Origin of the sequence: Paenibacillus sp. P2(2022), assembly GCF_029522175.1 — a bacterium.
GTDB classification, from domain to species: Bacteria; Bacillota; Bacilli; order Paenibacillales; family Paenibacillaceae; genus Paenibacillus; species Paenibacillus polymyxa.
In genome coordinates this window covers 1-3823 of sequence record NZ_JAKWFI010000024.1, presented here as the reverse complement: position 1 = coordinate 3823, position 3823 = coordinate 1, and the positions used below count along the sequence as shown (strand labels likewise).

General features: G+C 52.5%; 1 protein-coding gene. It reads right to left on the bottom strand.

What is annotated here, in order from left to right:
• A partial coding sequence (locus tag MMB75_RS25940; RefSeq protein WP_277511609.1) for an amino acid adenylation domain-containing protein occupies positions 1-3823 on the bottom strand: 3823 nt, incomplete at both ends.

The window sequence follows — 3823 nt, the reverse complement described above, 5'->3', positions numbered from 1 at the left end:
CCGATGCACAGTTCCCCTGCCACCCCAATCGGCTGCAATTGCTCCGTGCCTTCCTTCACGATGTAGAGACGGATATTTTGAATCGGTTTTCCGATCGGAATCGCTGCATATTCCTCATCCGGCTCGCAATCGAAGTACGACACGTCCACCGTCGCTTCGGTTGGTCCATACAGGTTGACCAGCTTCGCTCCGGCCAGACTCGATACGAGCCGCTGGAACCGGGCCACATGCTGTGGCGGCAACGCTTCACCACTGGCAAAGACATGGCGCAGCGTGCCCAGCTTCGCTTGCATCACTTCCCGTGGCTGCTGTTCCACATACTCCAGGAACGCATGCAGCATGGCCGGTACAAAGTGCATCGTGCTCACACTGTCGCGGGCAATCGTGTCCACGATGTCTTCCGGGTTCTTTTCCCCGCCAACCGGCAACAGGCTTACCTTCGAGCCGACCATCGACCACCAGAACAGCTCCCACACCGACACGTCGAAGGTGAAGGCGGTCTTTTGCAGAATCGTATCTTCTGCACTCAAGCCATAACGATCATGCATCCACAAAATCCGGTTCAGCACGGAATGATGCTCCACCATTACGCCCTTTGGTTTTCCGGTCGAACCGGAGGTATAGATGACATAGGCAACATGATGCGGTCCAGCTAGGGGCTCCAGATTCGAGCCGTCTTCGTGATAAATGTTCTTGCCATCCTGCTCCTGACGATCCAGCACCAGCACCTGGCCGTCGAAACTCAGCGACACTTGCTCCGTCAGATGTGATTGTGTCAGCACCAGCTTCGCTCCCGAATCCTCCAGCATAAAGCGGATACGATCGGCCGGATATTCCGGATCAATCGGCACATAGGCTCCGCCGGCTTTCAGGATCGCGTAGATGCCTACGATCATGTCCAGCGAACGGTAAACCAGAATGCCCACAGGCTGATCCGGCTGAACCCCTTGCGCACGCAAGGTCCGGGCCAAACGGTTAGCCCGTTCGTTCAGCTCCACGTAGGTCAACGACTCTGCACCACACAGTACTGCCACTTGCTCCGGTGTATTCGCTACCTGCTGCTCAAACAGACTGCTTAGCGTCTGATCCTGCGGATAGGCTGCCGCCGTATCGCCCCACACCTGAACGATCTGTGCCTGCTCTTCCGCTGTCACTAGTTCCAGCTCATTCACTCGGATATGCGGATTGTCAATAATTTGCTCGATGACATGCAGTACATGTCCCTGCATCCGCTCGATCGTAGACCGATCGTACACATTCGCGTTGTATCTGAACATGATCCGGAAGGTTTCATCTGGCATCACAATCAAGTCCAGATCATAGTTCGTTTGCTCGACAACCTCTACATTCGTAATGTCAAACGCGGATGGACGAACTTCACCCAGCTGCTCGACTTGCTCCTCGACCGGATAGTTCTCAAACACCATAATGTGGTTAATTAGATGCTGCTTCTGCTCGGTCAGCGCCTGTATTTCATACAGCGGGAAGCTGTCATATACGCCTGAAGCCAGCGCCTGCTCCTGCGTTTTGCGCATGATGTCCACAAACGTGGCATTTCGCTCACTTTGGATCCGCACTGGGATGGTATTAATGAACAGGCCGATCATATGCTCTACACCCGGAATAGCCGTCGGACGTCCAGATACGACACTACCGAATACAACATCCTCGTTGTTATTATATTGCTGCAAAATAAGGCCCCACACGCTCTGCATCAGCGTATTAATTGTGACCTGCTGCTGCTTTGCAATCCGGTACATGGCTTCGCTCCACGTTGGATCCAGCTCTACCGTTATTTTTTCAGAAACATATTTGCTGGTATCGCTTGTTGTCGTAGACAGAACACTTTCGCTGCTATCCGCCACTTGGTCTTTCAATGAAGTATCCGCTCCAGGTAACAACGTCTGCTGTTCAAAGCCCGCCAAATAACTGCTCCAATACTCTTTTGCCGCACGTTCATCTTGACGCTCTAGCCATTCGATATATTGGCCATACGGTGTAATCGGAGCAAGCTCCGGCTGTTTCTGCTCCAGCAGCGCAAAGTACGTACCAAACACCTCGCCCGTAACAAGCGATAAGCACCAGCCGTCCATGACAATGTGATGGAAGCTCCAGACCAAGTGATACGTTTCTTCATCGGTCTGCAACACTTGTACGCGCATCAGTGCATCCGTACCGAGATTGAAGCCTCTCGCCTGATCCTCCTGCTTAAACGTCTGGATATATGCCTGTTGCTCCGCTTTCGGCATGTTGCGTATATCCTCGAAGGAAAGATCGCTATTTTTATGACGGAACACGATTTGCAATGGCTCCAGACCGTGTCCTGTCTCAAATTGATGGAAATTCGTCCGCAGCGCTTCATGACGCTGTGTCAGCAGATCCAGACTCTTACGGAAAATAGCAACATCAAAGCTACCTTTTTGATCAAACGACGCTTGCTGGAAGTATGCGCCTGAGTCCGGCTCCATCAGACTATGGAACAGCATCCCCTTCTGCATGGGAGAAAGAGCATACACATTTTCCAGTTCGCCCACAGAAGCCGTTTGCTCCGTCAATTGCTCCAGCTGCTCCAGTGTCAAGCCTTTGAACAAGACATCGCTTGGCGTTAGCTCACTCCGCTCTTGGGAGGCACAATGCTTGATGACTTCCTGCAAGCTTTCCTGCAATAGCCGGGCAAACTTCTCTACGTTTTGCTGTTGGTATACATGGCTGTCATAACGAATTTCCAGGGTCAGCACGCCTGCTGTAATCATGCCGTTCACATTCAGCGGCTGCTCCAGTACGGTGCGGTCACTCAACGGCTCTCCACCTGGATGTGAAGACAGCGTGATCTCCCCATTTTCCAAGTCCTGATCAAATTGTCCCAAATAGTTAAAGCTGATCTCAGGCTGCAGGCTCCAGGAAGAGGTAGCATCATCCTGTGACATATACTTCAACATACCGTAGCCAATGCCCTTATGCGGTACATGCCGCAGGTCCTCTTTTACCCGTTTGATGCGCTGCCCTACTTCTGATGTTCCATCCACATCCAGCAGCACCGGATACTGACTCGTAAACCAGCCCACGGTACGTGTGATGTCGATATCGGGAACAATAGCTTCCCGGCCATGGCCCTCCAGATTGACCAGCACTCGCTCCTGCCCGCTCCAGTTGTACAATGCGGTACCGAGTGCGGTTAACAGCAGATCATTGACCTCGGTGTGGTATGCACGATGTGCTTCCTGCAGTAGCAGTCGGGTGTCCTGTTCGCTCCACGCCACGCTCACCGTCTCACTGTCTCTGACCACAAAATGCTGTCCTGCCGCTCTTTCTTGATCCTTAGGTAGCGATGCGACTTCCGCGTGGGCAAGACGCTCCCAATATTCGCGTTCATTGTCGATGGCCGGACTGTTGGCATATTGAGACAAACGTTCTGCCCAAGTGGAGAACGAATCCGTTTTATATGGCAAGCGAATCGCTTCTCCCCGAACGGCCTGCTCATATCCAGTCGCAAAATCCTCAAACACAATCCGCCATGAAATGCCGTCTACAACCAAATGGTGAATGGCAATCAGTAAATGATCTCCATCTATGCAGCGGAAAAGTCCCAGTTTCACCAGCGGTCCTTCGTCTAGACGAATGGAGCTTTGGATGGCATTGGCTTTCGTTTCCATCGCCATCGCAACATCTGCCGCATCTTCGACGCCTGTCAAATCCACAACGTCCAGACTGTACAGCTGACCTTCATTCACACCGCGATTCCACGCTTCATAGCCCTGTTCGGTCTGACGGAAGACCATACGCAGCGCATCATGATGCTCCGTCAGCTTGGTCATCGTTTGAC